Origin of the sequence: Sphingomonas caeni, from assembly GCF_026013415.1 — a bacterium.
GTDB classification, from domain to species: domain Bacteria; phylum Pseudomonadota; class Alphaproteobacteria; order Sphingomonadales; family Sphingomonadaceae; genus Sphingomonas; species Sphingomonas caeni.
Window position 1 is genome coordinate 643,170 of record NZ_JAPDOK010000002.1, and the last position, 15,386, is coordinate 658,555.

Annotated in this window: 11 protein-coding genes; 6 read left to right on the plus strand and 5 right to left on the minus strand. The window is 67.7% G+C overall.

What is annotated here, in order from left to right:
* Positions 1-3 precede the first annotated feature (3 nt).
* Both OF829_RS07905 and OF829_RS07910 read left to right on the plus strand, forming a co-directional pair.
* Positions 4-1,800, plus strand: a complete 1,797-nt coding sequence (locus OF829_RS07905; RefSeq protein WP_264939439.1) for a hypothetical protein — start codon at positions 4-6, stop codon at positions 1,798-1,800.
* Between the two features lie 18 nt (positions 1,801-1,818).
* The gene (locus tag OF829_RS07910) at positions 1,819-3,531 is read left to right on the plus strand and encodes a hypothetical protein (protein ID WP_264939440.1); all 1,713 of its coding nucleotides are present in this window, start codon (positions 1,819-1,821) and stop codon (positions 3,529-3,531) included.
* A 6-nt stretch (positions 3,532-3,537) separates the two neighbouring features.
* Here the strand turns inward: OF829_RS07910 and OF829_RS07915 are convergent, their stop codons facing one another.
* Entirely contained in the window at positions 3,538-4,677 is a 1,140-nt protein-coding gene (locus tag OF829_RS07915) for a GNAT family N-acetyltransferase (protein WP_264939441.1), read from the minus strand.
* Positions 4,678-4,779: 102 nt separating this feature from the next.
* Here OF829_RS07915 and OF829_RS07920 point away from each other — a divergent pair, with 102 nt between their 5' ends.
* Entirely contained in the window at positions 4,780-5,829 is a 1,050-nt protein-coding gene (locus OF829_RS07920) for a cupin-like domain-containing protein (protein ID WP_264939442.1), read from the plus strand.
* On the opposite strand, the gene OF829_RS07925 is transcribed toward OF829_RS07920, so the two are convergent.
* From OF829_RS07925 to OF829_RS07935, 3 genes are read right to left on the minus strand one after another with little or no spacing between them, the layout of a single operon-like run.
* Positions 5,826-7,127: a mechanosensitive ion channel family protein gene (locus OF829_RS07925; protein ID WP_264939443.1), complete on the minus strand. Its 1,302-nt coding sequence runs from the start codon at positions 7,125-7,127 to the stop codon at positions 5,826-5,828. The two genes, OF829_RS07920 and OF829_RS07925, sit on opposite strands and share 4 nt — an antisense overlap.
* Positions 7,124-8,308, minus strand: a complete 1,185-nt coding sequence (metC, locus tag OF829_RS07930; protein ID WP_264939444.1) for a cystathionine beta-lyase — start codon at positions 8,306-8,308, stop codon at positions 7,124-7,126. The genes OF829_RS07925 and metC overlap by 4 nt, the downstream gene beginning before the upstream one ends.
* Entirely contained in the window at positions 8,305-9,138 is an 834-nt protein-coding gene (locus OF829_RS07935) for a sulfurtransferase (protein ID WP_264939445.1), read from the minus strand. Before OF829_RS07935 ends, metC begins: the two co-directional genes overlap by 4 nt.
* Positions 9,139-9,191: 53 nt before the next feature.
* On the opposite strand from OF829_RS07935, the gene queF reads away from it, so the two are divergent.
* The 3 genes from queF to OF829_RS07950 all read left to right on the plus strand — a co-directional run bounded on the left by queF (position 9,192) and on the right by OF829_RS07950 (position 13,361).
* The gene (queF, locus tag OF829_RS07940) at positions 9,192-9,638 is read left to right on the plus strand and encodes a preQ(1) synthase (protein WP_264939446.1); all 447 of its coding nucleotides are present in this window, start codon (positions 9,192-9,194) and stop codon (positions 9,636-9,638) included.
* Positions 9,639-9,775: 137 nt separating this feature from the next.
* Entirely contained in the window at positions 9,776-12,043 is a 2,268-nt protein-coding gene (locus OF829_RS07945; protein WP_264939447.1) for a glycosyltransferase family 4 protein, read from the plus strand.
* A gap of 37 nt (positions 12,044-12,080) precedes the next feature.
* Entirely contained in the window at positions 12,081-13,361 is a 1,281-nt protein-coding gene (locus tag OF829_RS07950) for a glycoside hydrolase family 130 protein (protein ID WP_264939448.1), read from the plus strand.
* Here the strand turns inward: OF829_RS07950 and OF829_RS07955 are convergent.
* Positions 13,336-15,291: an OPT family oligopeptide transporter gene (locus OF829_RS07955; protein WP_264939449.1), complete on the minus strand. Its 1,956-nt coding sequence runs from the start codon at positions 15,289-15,291 to the stop codon at positions 13,336-13,338. The two genes, OF829_RS07950 and OF829_RS07955, sit on opposite strands and share 26 nt — an antisense overlap.
* Positions 15,292-15,386 lie beyond the last annotated feature (95 nt).

Consider the following 15,386-nt stretch of genomic DNA (forward strand, 5'->3'; position numbering starts at 1 on the left):
GGCATGGGGGAGCCCGTTTCCGATAACGCACGTTCGATCCGCCTCGACCTGATCGTCGCGGCGGCGCTGGCGGCGATCCTGACGATCGGCTGGACGCTGACCGACTGGCCGCGGCTCAGCCATATGCTGCTGCCCGATCCCGACGACATGATGCGCCTCGCCCAGGTGCGCGACTGGATAGCGGGCCAGGGGATCAACGACTGGACCCAGTATCGCATGGCGCCGCCCTATGGCTCGCCGATGCACTGGTCGCGGATCAACGATGTGGGGATCGCCGCGCTGATCCTGATCGCCCGGCCCTTGGTCGGGCAGGCGAATGCCGAGATGTTTGCGGTGCTGACCTATCCGGCATTGCTGTTCGCCTGCGCCCTGTTCCTGTCGGCGCGGCTCGCGCGGCGGGTTTGGGGACCCTCGGCGGGGCTGGTGGCGGCGGTGCTGACCGCGCTCGCTTATCCGGGGACGACGGTGTTCATCCCGGGGCGGATCGATCACCATGCGCTGCAGGTGGTGCTGATCCAGCTGCTGGTGCTGATGCTGATGCGCGCGCCGACGATCGGGGCGGGATTGGCGGCGGGTTTGTTCACCGGGCTCAGCCTGGTCGTGGGGCTCGAGACGGTGCCGCAGGTCGCGGCGCTGGTCGGCGTGCTGTCGCTGCTCTGGGCGGTGCGGGGCGGCGAGGAGCGGTTGCGGCTCGGCGGATTCGCGGGCGGGCTGGCGGGGACGACATTGTTCTTCCTGATCTTCCTGCGGCCGACCTTCTGGACCTCGGCCTTGTGCGACGCCTTCACGCCCGCCTCGTCGACCGCGGCCCTGTCGGTCAGCGCGGCGCTGGCGCTGCTGGCGGCGGCAACGCCGCGGCTGGCGACGTGGCAGCTTCGCATCGGCGTCGGCGCGGTGCTCGGCGGCATCGCGCTCGGCGCGACGCTCCATGCCTTTCCGGCGTGCATCAACGGCCCCTATGGCGTGATGGACCCGTTCCTGCGCGAGAATTTCCTGCCCTTTATCGACGAGGCCAATGGCGTCTTCGTCCAGCCGCGGCTGGCGCGGATCATCGCGATCGGCGGCTTGCTCGCGACGGGCTGCGCGGCATCGGTCTGGATGATCGTGCGCGACCGGCCGCGCTGGGCCACGCTGCTGCCGCTCGCGACCGTGGTGCTGGCTTCGGGGCTGGTGATGCTGGTTCAGGTGCGCGGCGCCTATATCGGGGCGCCGCTCGCCGGGCCGGTGCTGGCCGGGCTGGTGCTGGCTGCCCGCGAGCGCACGACATGGCGGCTGCCCGCGGTGGTCGGCGCGTGGCTGGCGGGCGCCGGCATGGTCTATGTCACCATTCCCGACCAGATCGAGATGCGGCTGCGCCACGACACCAGCGTCGTCAATCCGCCGAAGCAGCAGGTGCTGTGCAGCGTGGGCGACACCTGGGGCGCGGTCGACCGCTATCCGCCGGGCGTGGCGATGGCGGGCACCAGCGTCGCCGCCTATCTGATGGGCGCGACGCATCATTCGACGATCGGCGCGGGCTATCACCGCAACGATCGCGGCAATATGGCGATGTACCGCTTCTTCCTGAGCGACCCGGAAAAGGCGCGCGCGATCGGGCGCGAATGGAAGGTCGATTATGTCGCCTTCTGCCCGGGCGATTTCGACGAAGTCCATCCCGGCACGGCATTTCCGGACAGCCTCGCCGCCCAGCTCGCCGCCGGCCGCGCGCCCGCCTGGCTCCAGCCGCTGCCGATCGGAAAGACGCCATTGCGCTTCTATCGCGTCGCGCGTGAAGCGCCGCTTGCGGCCCCCCGCCCCTAAGCCCTAGAAGCGTGCGCGATGGACAGGGGCGAGGCGCTGCAGTGGTGGCAGACACGATGGTTCGTGCTGGGGGCGACCCTGCTCGCGATCGTGCCGTTGCTATGGCCGGATATTCCGCCCCTGGTCGATCTGCCCGGGCATATGGGGCGCTACCGCGTCCAGCTCGATTACGGCAACCATGCCTGGCTCGCCGACTGGTATAATTTCCAGTGGAGCCTGATCGGCAATCTGGGCGTCGACCTGCTCGTCATCCCGCTTTCCAAGATTTTCGGGCTCGAACTCGCGGTCAAGCTGATCGTCATGTCGATCCCCGCGATGACCGTCGCGGGCCTGTTGTGGATCGCGCGCGAGGTGCATGGGCGTATTCCGGCGACCGCGCTGTTCGCACTGCCGCTGGCCTATAGCTTCCCCTTCCATTTCGGCTTCGTCAATTTCGCGCTGTCGATGGCGTTCGCGCTGCTTGCCTTCGGGCTGTGGCTGCGGCTCGCGCGGCTGGGCAGGCTGATGCTGCGGAACATCCTGTTCCTGCCGATCTCGTGCCTGATCTGGGTGACGCATACCTATGGCTGGGGCGTGCTCGGCGTGCTCGCCTTCTCGGCCGAGCTGATCCGCCAGCACGACCTGGCATCGCGCAGCGAGGTTTCGAGGGGCGAAAATCGGGGCCGCACCGGCAGCGCTCGGAGCTTCACTGTCGATTGGGTGGTGCCGTGGTTCCATGCCGGCATCCAGTGCCTCGTCCTCGCCCCGCCGGTGCTGCTGATGGTGATGTGGCGCAGCGGCGGCCATGTCGGCGGCAAGACCTTCGATCTGTTCAACTGGATGGCCAAGATCCGCTGGGTCGTCCAGGTCTTCCGCGACCGCTGGCAGCTGTTCGACATCGCCAGCGTGGGCGTGCTGTTCCTGCTGCTGTTCAAGGCGATCCGCGACCCGAACATCCAATATTCGCGCAACCTCGGCCTTTCCGCGGTCTTCCTGCTCGCGGTCTATATCCTGCTCCCGCGCGTGGTGTTCGGGTCGGCCTATGCGGACATGCGGCTGGTGCCTTTCATGATCGCGATCGCGATCATCGCGATCCGGCCCAAGCCGGGGCTGACGATGGTCGGCGCGGCGACCGTCGCGGTGCTGGGGATGAGCTTCTATACGGTGCGGATCGCCGCCACGACCTGGAGCTTCGCCAAGTATGACGCCGATTACGACCGTGAGCTCAAGGCGCTCGACCATCTGCCGCAGGGCGCGCGGCTGCTCAGCTTCGTCGGCGAGACCTGCTACAACGAATGGACGATGACGCGCCTCCAGCACGTCCCCGCGCTGGCCCTGGAGCGCAAGCTGGCTTTCACCAACGATCAATGGTCGATGGAGGGCGGGCAGCTGCTGACGGTGCGCTACCTCCACGACCGCGACCGGCTCGCGCGCAGCTTCACGCATGATCCGTCCGAGCTGACCACCGACGTCAAATGCCCGCGCGAATATTGGCGGCCGATCGCGCGCAGCCTGGTGCTCTTCCCGCGCGACGCCTTCGACTATGTCTGGGTGATCCGCCCGCCGCATTATGACCGGCGGCTGGAAAAGGGCCTCATTCCGATCTGGCGCGACGGCGACAGCGCCTTGTTCAAGATCGATCCCACCGTCGCTCCGGCCGAGCCCAACGCGCTCGACCTGCCCACCCCCGTCCCCGAGCGGGCGATGGCCAATGACGGCAGTCAGATCACCAATTCGATGGCGCCGCAGTAACGGGCGTTAGCCGCTTCGTTTGAACGGCATCATCTCGCCCAGAAACTCCTGTTCCTGCGACACGGCCGCGCGCTCGCGTTCGAGGAATTCAGCGACCGCGCGGTGGAAGCCGGGGTTGGGGATATAGTGCGCCGACCAGGTGGTGACCGGCTGATAGCCGCGCGCCAGCTTGTGCTCGCCCTGCGCGCCCGCCTCGACCCGCGCCAGCCCGCGGTCGATCGCGGCTTCGATCGCCTGATAATAGCAGAGCTCGAAATGGAGGAAGGGCACCTCGTCGACCGCGCCCCAATAGCGGCCGTAGAGTGCATCCGCGCCGATCAGGTTGAGCGCGCCGGCGATCGGCTCGCCATCGCGCTCGGCGAGGATGAGAAGCAGCTTGTCGCCCATCGCCTCGCCCAGCATCGAGAAGAAGGCGCGCGTCAGATAGGGGTGGCCCCATTTGCGGCTGCCCGTGTCCTGATAGAATTCCCAGAACGCATCCCAATGCACCTCGGTGATCCCGGCGCCGGTCAGGTGGCGGATTGTCAGGCCTTTCACGGCCTCGGCCCGCTCGCGCCGGATCGCCTTGCGCTTGCGGCTGGCGAGGCACCCGAGAAAGTCGTCGAAGCTCCGATAGCCGGGGTTGAGCCAGTGGAACTGCGTCCCGGCGCGCAGCAGCCAGCCTGCCGCCTCGAACAAGGGCAGCTGGCCCTCGTCGAGAAAGGTGACATGCGCGGAGGAGAGCTGGTTCTGGTCGGTCACCGCCTCGATTGCCCCGATCAGCGCAGGGGCGAGCGCCGGATCGCGCAGCAGCAGCCGGGGCCCCGGCACCGGCGTAAACGGTACCGCGACCTGCAACTTGGGATAATAGCGCCCCCCGGCCTGCTCCCAGGCATCGGCCCAGCCATGATCGAAGACATACTCCCCCTGACTATGCGACTTGGCATAGGCCGGGGCGATCGCGGCGGGGGTGCCATCGGGGCCGTCGACGATGATGGGAAGGGGCCGCCAGCCGCTCGCGCTCGTCGCCGAACCCGAGCGCTCGAGGATCGACAGGAAGGCGTGGGAGACGAAGGGATTTCCGGTGCCGGCGCAGGCGTCCCATTCGTCCGAAGGGACGGCGCTGACGTTGCTGGCGATTCGGGCGGTTACGGGAGGAGGCGGCACGCGGCGAATGTAGGGCGCTGCGGCGGCGATGGGGAGAGGCTGTTCCGTTAACGCAAGCTGTGCGACACCAGCGCAACGAGAAGAGCAGGGTCGTAGCTGCGAATGGCGCAAGGGGTTCCGGAAATTGGCGTCGGCGATCTCGGCGCGGAACGGTTCCGCGCCGAGATCGTGCCGGCTGCGCGGCCGGTGCTGATGCGCGGACTGCTGGCGGCGTGGCCGGTGGTGGCCGCGGGCAGGGCCGGTCCGGCGGCGCTGGCCGCCTATCTCAAGCCGCTCGATCGCGGCACGCGCGTCACCGTCAAGCGGCCCGAACAGGGCCGGATCTTCTACCGCGACGATCTGACCTCGTTCAATTTCGAGACCGAGGTGATGACGGTCGGCGCGGCGCTCGATGCGCTCGCGTCGGGGGCGGCGGATGGGCATCTCGCGCTCCAGTCGGTGCCGCTGCCCGCGGTGATGCCGGGGTTCACCGCCGCCAATCCGATGCCGCTGCTGCCCGCCGCCGTCGCCCCCCGGCTATGGCTCGGCAATGCCGTGACCGTCGCCGCGCACTACGACACCGACAACAATCTCGCCGCGGTGGCGGCGGGGCGGCGGCGCTTCACCCTGTTCGCGCCCGATCAGGTCGCCAATCTCTATCCCGGCCCGTTCGAGCTGACCTCGGCGAAGGTGATCGTCAGCATGGTCGATTTCGACGCGCCGGACCGCGAACGCTTTCCCCGCTTCGCCGAGGCCGAAAAGGCGGCGCTGGTCGCGGACCTGGAGCCCGGCGACGCGCTCTTCATCCCGAGCATGTGGTGGCACCATGTCCGCTCGCTCGATCCGGTCAACATGCTGGTCAATTACTGGTGGAAACAGGCCGGGGCGCCGCAGGCGGCGGGGATGCCCGCGCTGATCCACGCGATGCTGGCGATGCGGAACCTGCCCGACGCCGAGCGCGAGGCGTGGCGGATGCTGTTCGACCATTTCGCCTTCGAGCGGGACGGCGCGCCGGGGCTGCACCTGCCGCCCGAGCGGCGCGGCGTCCAGGGCGCCCTCAGCCGCGAGGCGGCCCGCGAGCTGCGCGGACGGATTGCCGACACGCTGGGCCCGCCTCGCGGGCCGACGCTGCGCGAGCGCGCGAAGAAGCTGATCCGGCGCTTCCGCGGCTAGCGCTTGGCCCTGGGTGCCGCACGCTCGACGATCCGCACCTCGCGCTGCGGATAGGGGATCACGATCCCCTCCTCCTTGAACAGCAGCCATAGCCGGTTGAGCACGTCGCTGCGGACATTGCCGACGCCGTCCTCGGGATCGCTGATCCAGACGAGGATCTCATGCTCGACGCCATTGTCGCCGAACGCGGTCAGGCGGACATTGGTCTGGGGGGTGTCGAGCACGCGGGGGCTGTCCTTGGCGGCCTGCGCCATCAGCGCCTGCGCGCGCTTGAGGTCGCAATCATAGGCGACGCGGACGGGGATACGGACGCGGACGTTGCGGTCGGTATAGGACCAGTTCTCCACCTCCTGCGTCATCAGATTCTCGTTCGGAATCAGATGCTCCTTGCCGTCGCGGGTGATGACGCTGACCGCGCGCACGCCGATCCGGTTCACCCAGCCGAAGCTGTCCCCGACCACGATCACGTCGCCCGGCTTGATCGAGCGGTCCATCAGCAGAATGATCCCGGCGATCAGATTGCCGATCGTCTTTTGCAGGCCGAAGCCGATCGCGAGGCCGAACGCGCCGGAGAAGATCGCGAAGGCGGTGAGGTCGATCCCGAGCAGGTCGATCCCGACGAAGAAGGCGATGATGATCACCGCGATGCCGGTGAGCTTCTGGGCGAGCAATTTCTGGGTCGGATCGAAGCTGTTCGTCCCGCCGATCAGATGGCCGCTGGCGCGCGTGACCAGCCGCACCACCGCGAAGATCACCACGACGATGACGCCGGCATTGATGAGCCACAGCATCGTGATCTGATGCGAGCCGATGGCGACGCCCTGATCGAGCCGCGCATGGAGCTGCGCCTGCAGCGCGGCGAGCCTGCCCGCCTTGTTGAGCGCGTTGCTGAACACCGCGAAGAAGGCGACCACGCCCATCGTCCATGCCGTCCAGCGCGGCAGCGCGAGCCCGCGCAGCACCGCCCTGACCAGCAGCGCCACCGCGGCGCCCTCGGCGAAGCCCAGCCCCAGCGCCGCCAGCCGCTGCCAGTCGTAAAGCGCTGCGATCAGCGCGAGCAGCAGCGCGGCGGTGCCGTGGCGGCTGATCGGGCTCATCCGCTGGGCGAGGCCCTCGGTCTGTCCGCCGACATGCCGGGTCCACAGCGCCGAGAGGCGCGTGCCGAACCGGTCGCCCATCATCCAGCCCGCGGCGAGCGCGAGCAGGGCGAGGGCGAGGGCGATGCTCGCCTCCAGCAGCTCGCCGTCGCTGGGGAGGGTGAACCCCAGCGCGGTGAGCCACTGGGTGAAGGCGCTCATCCCTGTGCCGCCCGGAAGCGGGCGAGACCGGCGTCGAGATCGGCGATCAGATCGTCGGGGTCCTCGAGGCCGATCTGGAGGCGAACGACGGGGCCTTCGGCCTCCCACTTCGTCGCGGTGCGATAGCGCTGGGGATCTACGGGCAAGGCGAGGCTTTCGAACCCGCCCCAGCTATAGCCGATGCCGAAATGTTCGAGCCCGTCGATCAGCGCGGCGCGGGCGGCTTCGCCGCCGCCGTTCAGGACGAAGGAGAAGAGCCCGGCCGGGCCCTTGAAGTCTCGGACGAACGCGTCGTGGCCGGGGCATTCGGGGAAGGCGGGGTGGAGGATGCGCGCCACTTCGGACCGGGTCTTGAGCCAATGCGCGATCTTGAGGGCGGCCTCGCCATGCTGCCTGAGCCGCACCGCCATGGTGCGCAGGCCCCGCGCGCCGAGAAAGGCGTCGTCGGGCGAGGCGCATTGGCCGAGCTGGTAGGTGGCGGCGCGGAGGCGCTCATACTGGCCCTGCGCGGCGGTGACCGATCCGAGCATGATGTCCGAATGGCCGCCGATATATTTGGTGCAGGCGAGGATCGAATAATCGACGCCCATTGCGATCGCGGGGAGCAGCAAGGGCGTCGCCCAGGTATTGTCGATCAGCGTGGCGATGCCGCGCGCCCTCGCGACCGCGACGATGGCGGGGACGTCCTGCACCTCGAAGGTCAGGCTGCCGGGGCTTTCCATGAAGATGGCCTTGGTCTGCGGGGTGCAGAGGGCGGCGATATCCGCGCCGATCAGCGGATCGTAGAAGGTCGTGGCGATACCCATGCGCTTGAGCAGGCCATTGGCGAGGCTGCGGGTCGGGTCATAGGCGCTGTCGGGGACCAGCAGATGGTCGCCGGGCGAGAGGATCGCGAGCAAGGCGGTGGCGACCGCCGCGACGCCCGAGGGGTAGAGCAGGGTCGCCTCGGCGCCGGGTTCGAGTTCGGTCAGGGCATCGGCGAGCGACCATTGCGTCGGGGTGCCGCGGCGGCCGTAGAAAAGCGTGTGGTGCGTATCCTTGGCGCCCGTCGCGCGGAGATGGGCGATCGTGTCGTAGAGGATCGTCGAGGCGCGCCACACCGGCGGGTTGACGATGCCCTGGGTCCATTCCTTGCGGCGGCCGGCCTCGACGATCCGGGTCGGGTCCTTCTTGTCGGTCATGCACCCATGCTCTTTGGCGCCTTGGGGGTGGATGGATCGGCACCCCACTCGGCCCAGCTGCCGTCATAGAGCGCGGCCGTGTGGCCCAGCAGATGCGCGGCGAACACGACCACCGCGGCGGTGATGCCGGAGCCGCAGGTGGCGGTGAGCGGATGCTCGATCTCGATCCCTTCGCTTTCGAACACGGCGCGCAGCGTGATGTCGCGCTTCCAGGTGCCGTCGGGATGGAAGAAATCGGCATAGGGGAGGTTGCGCGAACCCGGGATATGGCCGGGAATCACGCCGGGGCGCGGCTCGGGTTCGAGCCCGGCGAAGCGCGAAGGGCCGCGGGCATCGACGATCTGATCCCTGGTCGCTTTCATATCGGCGAGCGTGCGGACCCCCTGGGGCGCCTGGCGCGGGGTGAAGTGGCGCGGGCGGATATCGGGGGTGTGGCGGTCGAGCAGGCGCTTCTCGGCCTTCCATTTGGACAAGCCGCCGTCGAGGATCGCGACGTCGGGGGTACCGTAGGCGGTGAGCATCCACCAGGCGCGCGCGGCGGTGTGAAGCGGGCTGTCGTCATAGATGACGATGCGCAGGCCGTCGCCAAGGCCCAGCATCTGCATCCGGCTCGCCAGTTGCTCGGGCGGCGGGAGCATCGAGGGGAGCGGGCTGCGCGTGTCGGCGAAGGCGTTCAGGTCCATGAACACCGCGCCCGGGATATGCCCCGCGGCATAATCGGCGGCGGCGTCGCGGCCATGTTCGGGGAGGAACCAGCTGGCATCGGCGACGCGCAGGTCGTCGGCGCCGAGTTCGTCCGCCAGCCATGCGGTGCTTACGAGCGAGTCCATCGGCTCTCTCCTAGGAGGATGCATTGCGCTCCGCAAACGCCTACATGGCCGTCATGGAACCCAAGCATCTCGGCCAGCAATCCGCGCTCCCGGCATCGCCCGAGGAAGCGACGCTCGATTACGTCCCAAATCCGCGCGCCGGCTCGCGCTATCTGGTGCGCTTCGCCGCGCCCGAATTCACCTCGCTCTGCCCGATCACCGGCCAGCCCGATTTCGCGCATCTGGTGATCGACTATGTACCCGCGGCGACGATCGTCGAGAGCAAGTCATTGAAGCTGTTCCTGGGGAGCTTTCGCAATCACGGTGCTTACCATGAGGATTGCACGGTCGGGATCGGCGAGCGGCTGTTCGCGGAGATGAAGCCCGAATGGCTCCGGATCGGAGGCTATTGGTATCCGCGCGGCGGCATCCCGATCGACGTGTTCTGGCAGTCGGGCGCGCCGCCCGAGGGCGTGTGGGTGCCCGCGCAGGACGTGCCCGGTTATCGCGGGCGCGGCTGAACCGCAGATTTACAGCGGTTCGTCGCCATGGTAGATGTTGCAATGCAGCATTGTCGCAACCATATCGAAAAACGGGAGTTTGGAGGGGCAGAAGGGCTTAGGCGCCTGGACTAACACGCGTTAGCGAAAGGATTCGAATGACCCCGTTCAACGGCCCCGGTATCCGACATCTGGCCCTGATCGGCAACTTCCTCCCGCGCAAGTGCGGCATCGCGACCTACACCACAGACACTTATGAAGCGCTCAAGGCGCGCTTCCCCGAGCTTCAGGTCGATGTCTATGCGATGGACGACCATCCCGGCCGCTACGCCTATCCTCCGCAGGTAACCCGCGCGATCGCGCAGAATGACCGTTCGGCCTATCTCGATGCCGCGCGGGCGATCGAGGCGAGCGGCGCGCAGGCGCTATGGGTCCAGCATGAATATGGCATCTATGGCGGATCGGCGGGCGAGCTGCTGATCGCGTTGCTCGACCGCATCTCGATTCCCGTGATCGCCACGCTTCACACCGTGCTCGAGACTCCCAATGCCGATGAGCGCCGGGTGATGGAGGCGCTGCTGCGCCGCGCCGCCAAGGTGATCGTGATGGCCGGGAAGGGCCGCGATATCCTGAAGCGGGTCCATGGCCTCGACGAGCGCAAGGTCGTGATGATCCCGCACGGCGTGCCCGACCATCCGCTCGCCGATCCCGCGGTCCACAAGCCGCGTTTCGGCTGGGAGGGGCGCGAGGTCATCCTGACCTTCGGACTGCTCGCGCCCAACAAGGGCATCGAGACGATGATCGCGGCGATGCCCGCGATCGTCGCCAAGCGCCCGCGCGCGCTCTATGTCGTGCTCGGCGCCACCCACCCCAATCTCGTCGCGCACGAGGGCGAGGCCTATCGCGACCGGCTCAAGGCGCTCGCCGAGGAGAAGGGCGTCGGGGCGCAGGTCCAGTTCATCGACGCGTTCGTCGAGCAGGAGGAGCTGATCGACTTTCTCCGCGCCGCCGACATCTATGCGACGCCGTACAACAATCCCGCGCAGATCACCTCGGGCACGCTTTCCTATGCGGTCGGCATCGGCAAGGCGGTGGTTTCGACCCCCTATGTCCATGCCAGCGAGATCCTCGCCGACGATCACGGCGTGTTGGTCGGGTTCGAGGATGTCGAGGGGTTCGCGCGCGAGATCGCGCGGCTGCTGACCGACGGCAGCGCCCGCGCCGAGCTGTCCGCGCGCGCCTATGCGCGAGGCCGGACGATGCTGTGGTCGTGCCTTGCCGAGAAGGCGGTCGCCGAGATCGAGGGCATGTTGGTGCGCAAGCCGCGGCGGATCAGCAAGCCGGCCGCCGAGCTGGCGGTGCTCGCCCCCGATATCGGCGCGGTCGAGCGGATGAGCGACGCCACGGGGATGCTCCAGCATTCGATCTATTCGGTCCCCGACCGGCGCCACGGCTATTGCATCGACGACAATGCCCGCGCGCTAATCCTGATGAGCCAGGTCGAGAATATCGACGCGGTGCTGCGCGACAAATGGACGACCATCTATTCGAGCTTCGTCCAGCATGCCTGGAACCCAGAGGCGCGGCGCTTCCGCAACTTCATGAATTTCGACCGCACATGGTGCGAGGATTTCGGCTCCGAGGATTCGAACGGGCGGACGCTATGGGCACTGGGCGTCACCGCGCGCGATGCCCGGGCGCAAAAGCATCGCGACTGGGCGGTCTCGTTGTTCGACGCGACCGCCTCGATCGCGCTCGAGCTTGGCAGTCCGAGGGCGCACGCCTTTGCGATGCTGGGCGCGGCGGCGATGCTCGCGGCACATCCCGGACACGCGCTGTCACGGACGATCCTGACGCGGTTCGGCGAGGAGCTGATCGCATTGCTCGATGCGGCGCGGCGGCCCGAATGGACCTGGTTCGAGATCGTGCTGGCCTATGACAATGCCCGGCTGCCCGAGGCGCTGATCCGCGCCGGCACGGCGCTGGGGCGGAAGGACTTCACCCGGGTCGGGCTCGATACGCTCGCCTGGATCGTGAGCCGCCAGACCTCGCCCGAGGGCAGGTTCCGCGCGGTCGGGACCGAGAGCTTCGGACGCGCCTATGCCGAGCCGATGCAGTTCGATCAGCAGCCGCTCGAGGCGCAGGCGACAATCGATGCGTGCGTCGCGGCGCATGAGGCGACCGGCGAGGCGCGCTGGACCGAGGAGGCGATGCGCGCGTACCGCTGGTATCTGGGCGCTAACGATCTCGAACTGCCGCTGGCGACCGCGCAGGATGGCGGCTGTTTCGACGGGTTGATGCCCACCGGGCTCAACCGCAACCAGGGTGCGGAGTCGATCCTGGCGCTTCAGCTGGCGAATTGCGCGATTTCCACCCTTTCAAAGGCTGCGGCAAACGTGGCAGGACCGACGCTAGCCGTCGCTTGAAGCCCTGCACATCGCAGGGCGCGCCGGGGGAGCGCGCATGCTCGATCTGTTCACGCACTCGTTGAGGCTCAAGGCCGATCCGTCGCGCGTCGTGGTGCGGCCGTTCCATATCGGTTGGCAGGCGAACGGGAAGGCGGGAAGCCGGACCGAGCGGCTGGTGAAGGAAGTGCTCGACATGTCGCCGGGCGAGGCGCGGGCGCAGCTCGAGATCGTGCTCAAGGATTTCGAGGCGCGGCACTGGCAGACGCGGCGGGTGTTCATGACGCGCTATGACGAGATCGAGGCGCAGTTGGGGCTCGACGGCAGCCAGATCGGCGACGAGAAGCGTCAGCTGATCGGCGCCTATTTCTGCCACGAATACAGCTATGCCGCCGCTGCGCTGATGAACCCGAGCGCGGTGCCGCATTACGACCAGAGCGGCATGCCCAAGGGATCACTGCGCATCCTGATGAGCCTGCGCGCGGTCGGCGAAGGGCATATCTCGTCGGTGGCGTTCCGCGAGGGGATCATCACCGACAAGAACCAGATGAAGCTCGCCCCCGAGCCGCCCTTCGCGACTTCGGCCGATGCGCATGAGGATGAGGAGCATATCCCCGAGGGGCCGGTGACGGTCTATCGGCATCGGGACTCGACGCTCTCCGGCACGGTGATCTTCCCGATCACCGCGGCGCAATCGAACGGGCTCGAGGATCTGCGCATCTGCCATTTCCGGCATGACGACGGGACCGAGGAATGGATCGGGACCTACACCGCCTATAACGGCTCGCGGATCCAGTCCGAGCTGCTGCGGACGCGCGACTGGCGGAGCTTCGACCTGGTGCCGATGACCGGGGCGGCGGCGCGCAACAAGGGCATGGCGCTGTTTCCGCGCAAGATCGGCGGCAAATATATGATGCTCGGGCGGCAGGATGGGGAGAATATCTTCCTCCATACCTCGGACACCGTCACCCATTGGGAGGGGGGCGAGACGCTGCTGACGCCGCTCTATCCGTGGGAGCTCGTCCAGATGGGCAATTGCGGGCCGCCGATCGAGACCGCCAAGGGCTGGCTGGTGTTGACCCATGGCGTGGGGGCGATGCGCAAATATTCGATCGGGGCGGCGTTGCTCGATCTCGACGACCCGTCGAAAGTGATCGGGCGGACCCGGGAGCCGATCCTCGCCGCCGCGGATCAGGACCGCGAGGGCTATGTTCCCAACGTCGTCTACACCTGCGGCGCCATCAAGCACGGGGACAAGCTATTCATTCCCTATGGCGTCGCGGACAGTTCGGTCGCCTTCGCCTTCGTGCCGATCAGCTCGCTGCTGGCACAGATGTGACCAGCGTCTTCGTCCGGCGATAGAGCAGGGCGATCGTTCCGAAGAAGATGAGCGGCGCGAGGATCGTCGCGACGGTCTCGAACCCTTCGCCCACCACCGCGAGCGGAGCGTCGTTGTTGGTCGCGCCGACGATGCCGGCAAAGGCCACGCCGAACAGGCTCTCGCCGACGATCAGGCCGGTCGCGGCGAGCACGCCCATCCGCTCGGCGAATTCGGGGTTGGCGGTGCGCTTCGCCCAGCGATTGTAGAAGGCGCCGATCAGCGCGCCGACGGGGACCAGCAGGGTGAGCGACATGGGGAGGTAGATGCCCATGCCGACGCCGAGCGGGGGCAGGCGCATCTTGCCGAGCCGGCCGAGCGTCTCGTCCACGGCGATCACGACCACGCCGAGCCCGGCGCCGAAGCCGATCAGCTTCCAGTCGATATCGCCGCCGAGCACGCCCTTGGCGAGGCTCGAGATCAGCGCGGCCTGGGGCGCGGCGAGCGCGGTCTCCTTGGCGTTCGGCGCGCCCTGGAAGGTGAAGGCGGTGTTGAGCAGGTCGAGGATCGGCGGGATGACGAGGCTGCCGAAGATGACGCCCAGCACCAGCGCCACCTGCTGCTTCCACGGGGTCGCGCCGACCAGCTGGCCGGTCTTGAGGTCCTGAAGATTGTCGTTCGAGATGGTCGCGACCGAGAAGACGATCGCGGTGGCGAACAGCGCATAGGCGACGAGCGCGCTGGTGTGCGCCGGATCGCGGTCATGGCCGAAGAACAGGACGAGCATCAGCGAGGCGGCGATCACCGCGAGGATGCCGACGCCCGAGACGGGGCTGTTCGAGGCGCCGATCAGGCCGGCCATATAGCCGCAGACGGCGGCGATGATGATGCCGATAACGACGATATAGACGAGCGTGGCGCCGATCACGGGGATCGGCATGTCATGGATCGGGCCGCCCGCCGAGAAGGTCCAGAGCAGCCAGGCGATGGGGACGAGCACGGCGAGGCTGATGCCGAGGACGATGCCGATCGGCAGGTCGCGCTCGGTGATGTCGAGCGCCTCGCCCTGGCCCCGCGCGCGCTGTGCCGCCAGCGCCGAGCGGATGCCGCCGATGATCGGGCCGATGATCTTGAGCAGGCTCCAGATCGCGGCGACGCCGATCGTTCCAGCGCCGATGAAGCGGACCTGGCTGCGGAAGACGGTGTTGACGACGGTGTCGAGCTCGCCCGGGACATTCGCGGTGAGCCAGGGCATGAGGACGGCCCATGAGGTGAGCATGCCGACGAACATCGCCGCGCCGACCGACAGGCCGACGAGATGCCCGACCCCGATCAGCGCCATCGACCAGCTGGTCGACATGCCGGTGGCCGAGGCGCCGATCTTGAAATTCTTCGTCAGCTCGGCGGCGGCGAGCTTCGTCGCGGCGAGGATCTGGAAGCCCGCCGAGACGAGCGAGCCGATCACGATGACCTTGAGGCCGCGGGCATTCTCGATATCGCCTTCCTCCGCGGCGCCGACCTTGAGCACTTCGGCGGCGGCGACGCCTTCGGGATAGGGCAGGTCCGAACCCGTCACGAGCGCGCGGCGGAGCGGGACCGAGAACATGACCCCAAGGATGCCGCCCGCGGCGCACACCGCGACGGTGGTCCAATAGGGGAAGCCCGTCCACCAGCCGACCAGGATCAGCCCCGGCAGCACGAAGATGATCGCCGCGAGCGTGCCCGCGGCACTGGCGATCGTCTGGACGATATTGTTCTCGAGGATGTTTGCGTTGGGCAGGAAGCGCAGGATCGCCATCGAGATCACCGCGGCGGGAATCGAGGTGGCGAAGGTGATGCCGACCTTGAGCCCCAGATAGACGTTGGCGGCAGTGAAGACGATGGTGATCAGGCCGCCGAGGATGATCCCGCGGAGGGTGAGTTCGCGAAGAGGGCGGGCGGCGCTGGCCATGAATTAGGGCTCCGGGGACTCAAAGGTTACACGAAGGTGACACTGGTGCGGCGTTTCCCGGGGCTCCATTTACCCTTAAAGGATAAACGCCGGTT

What these genes read in the sequence shown, in the direction of transcription:
- OF829_RS07905 (WP_264939439.1), top strand. Translation starts at nt 4, where the DNA reads ATGGGGGAGCCCGTTTCCGATAACGCACGTTCGATCCGCCTCGACCTG.
- OF829_RS07910 (WP_264939440.1), top strand. Translation starts at nt 1,819, where the DNA reads ATGGACAGGGGCGAGGCGCTGCAGTGGTGGCAGACACGATGGTTCGTG.
- OF829_RS07920 (WP_264939442.1), top strand. Translation starts at nt 4,780, where the DNA reads ATGGCGCAAGGGGTTCCGGAAATTGGCGTCGGCGATCTCGGCGCGGAA.
- OF829_RS07925 (WP_264939443.1), bottom strand. Translation starts at nt 7,127, where the DNA reads ATGAGCGCCTTCACCCAGTGGCTCACCGCGCTGGGGTTCACCCTCCCC.
- metC (WP_264939444.1), bottom strand. Translation starts at nt 8,308, where the DNA reads ATGACCGACAAGAAGGACCCGACCCGGATCGTCGAGGCCGGCCGCCGC.
- OF829_RS07935 (WP_264939445.1), bottom strand. Translation starts at nt 9,138, where the DNA reads ATGGACTCGCTCGTAAGCACCGCATGGCTGGCGGACGAACTCGGCGCC.
- queF (WP_264939446.1), top strand. Translation starts at nt 9,192, where the DNA reads ATGGAACCCAAGCATCTCGGCCAGCAATCCGCGCTCCCGGCATCGCCC.
- OF829_RS07945 (WP_264939447.1), top strand. Translation starts at nt 9,776, where the DNA reads ATGACCCCGTTCAACGGCCCCGGTATCCGACATCTGGCCCTGATCGGC.
- OF829_RS07950 (WP_264939448.1), top strand. Translation starts at nt 12,081, where the DNA reads ATGCTCGATCTGTTCACGCACTCGTTGAGGCTCAAGGCCGATCCGTCG.
- OF829_RS07955 (WP_264939449.1), bottom strand. Translation starts at nt 15,291, where the DNA reads ATGGCCAGCGCCGCCCGCCCTCTTCGCGAACTCACCCTCCGCGGGATC.